This window comes from Eubacterium ramulus ATCC 29099 (genome assembly GCF_000469345.1).
In the GTDB taxonomy this organism is placed as follows: Bacteria; Bacillota; Clostridia; order Lachnospirales; family Lachnospiraceae; genus Eubacterium_I; species Eubacterium_I ramulus.
In genome coordinates this window covers 1-1,822 of the sequence record NZ_KI271148.1, presented here as the reverse complement: position 1 = coordinate 1,822, position 1,822 = coordinate 1, and the positions used below count along the sequence as shown (strand labels likewise).

General features: G+C 32.3%; 3 protein-coding genes. All 3 read right to left on the bottom strand.

Annotated features, from left to right (window positions below):
* Positions 1–83: 83 nt before the first annotated feature.
* The gene (locus HMPREF0373_RS10230) at positions 84–383 is read right to left on the bottom strand and encodes a type II toxin-antitoxin system RelE/ParE family toxin (RefSeq protein ID WP_021739633.1); all 300 of its coding nucleotides are present in this window, start codon (positions 381–383) and stop codon (positions 84–86) included.
* Position 384: 1 nt separating this feature from the next.
* Positions 385–633 (bottom strand): type II toxin-antitoxin system prevent-host-death family antitoxin, encoded by a 249-nt coding sequence (locus HMPREF0373_RS10225; RefSeq protein ID WP_021739632.1) that lies wholly within the window; start codon positions 631–633, stop codon positions 385–387.
* Between the two features lie 384 nt (positions 634–1,017).
* A complete protein-coding gene (locus tag HMPREF0373_RS10220; RefSeq protein ID WP_021739631.1) occupies positions 1,018–1,785 on the bottom strand; it encodes a hypothetical protein in 768 nt (255 codons plus the stop codon).
* Between the last annotated feature and the right edge of the window lie 37 nt (positions 1,786–1,822).

Here is a 1,822-nt window from a genome sequence, read left to right as displayed (position 1 = left end):
CACTACATGCAAAATATCCATCTGTCCAAAAGTCCACAGACTGTACTGAACGATGTTATCAATTTGTTATCATGATTGTGTTATCAATCAAAAACTCTCATAATATCCCGAAACCGATTAATCACACGATAAATCTCTACATACTCGTTTCCTACCTTGTAGATAATCACATAATCTTTCCATATCGCATATTTATAGTCCGTCCGAAAACTGACTCGCTTTGAAAGATCTGAACCCATTCCCGGAAACATCTGAAGGTTCTCAAATTTACCGTAAATTTCCTTTATAGTCTTTGCTGCATATTCTTCGTTATCTTCAGCAATATAATCCCGGATATTTTTCAAATCCTTTACAACAATCGGATTAATCCGCAATTTTAACATCTTATTCCCCCACAAGTGCTTTCAGTTCTTCCAGATCCAGCCACCCCTCACCATCTTTCACTGCTTCTTCGGCTTCCTGCAGCTTCAGCAGAAGCTTTTTCTCTGCACGGTCACGCTCATAGTCTTCAATATCCATAACTACAAAACGTCCTCTGCCATTCTTTGTCAGATATACTGGTTCTCCTTTATGACAGTTCTTCAGAACTTCATTATAATTTCTCAAATCAGACACTGGTAAAATATTTGCCATATTCTTTCAGCTCCTTTCCTTGATAAAGCGGACATTCACATTCGGTTCTCGCTCATGAACACAACCTACTGTGCGGTCCATATTCATATTGTTTCTGTTACTTTTATTATATACAAAAAGCTGTAAAATTCAACGTAGATTTTTACAGCTTTTCTATCTCTCTCTATATATTTTTTTACAACCTATTTCAAGTATTCCTTAAAAATGGATTCTAGTTCTTTACTCAAACTCTTGGGCGGAGAGATTTATCTGGTTGTTTCTTGGTACACATTTGTGCATTTCATCCTTCATATTCATCCTATTTTGCATTTTTGTGTACCTCATCTAAAATTTTTAGAGCCAAAATGGAGCCAACAATATTTCTATTTTTCAATCAAAAATTATTTATAAATCAACATAAATGTTTTCTTCATCTGGCTCATTATCTTCCTTAACATTTTCATATTCTATTAAGTTTTCCCTTTCAAGAACTCCAACTATTTTTTCAGCAATTTTAATATATTTTTCATCGCTTATTGCACTTTTTATATGAAAAAAGCCTCTTGAACTTAAAGAAAAAATAACATAGCCTTTTACATACTCATCACCTGCTAGTTTAAATTCCACATTTTTTAATTCCGATCCAACTGTCTTTAAGAACTTCTTCCAATCCACATTTTCGTTTACTTCTTTTCCCTGTAAAAGTGCATTCTGCAACTGTTCACCTAAATTAGAAAACCATCCAGATACGACTTCTATTCCCTGAATATTTCTAATAATACAACTTATAGCCTTTGTCAAATCTATTTTGACAGGTGAACATTTTACCGATGTTCCTTTTTTTAATCTTCTTAATGCAGCTCTAGTAACATTTCCCTTTGAACCACCTATGCTTATAACATAATCACTATCTTCTTTTACATACAAAGGAATTGTGTATTTTCTTAAAACACTATTAAAATCTTTATTATTTACTCTACCAACAATATTATATTTCTTATAAAACTCGACAATGAATTTGTAATATTCTAATAAATCCTTGCCTCTAGGATAAATTTTTGTTTCTACATCTTCCTTTAAGCCATTCATTGTAATTCTAGTTATCGTTTTTTCAGTATCTTCCATCTCTGCTGAAAAATTTATTTTTCTATTTATCGTCAATACTTTTCCCATAATCCATCTTGTATGATAATTAGGAAGTTAATTATCA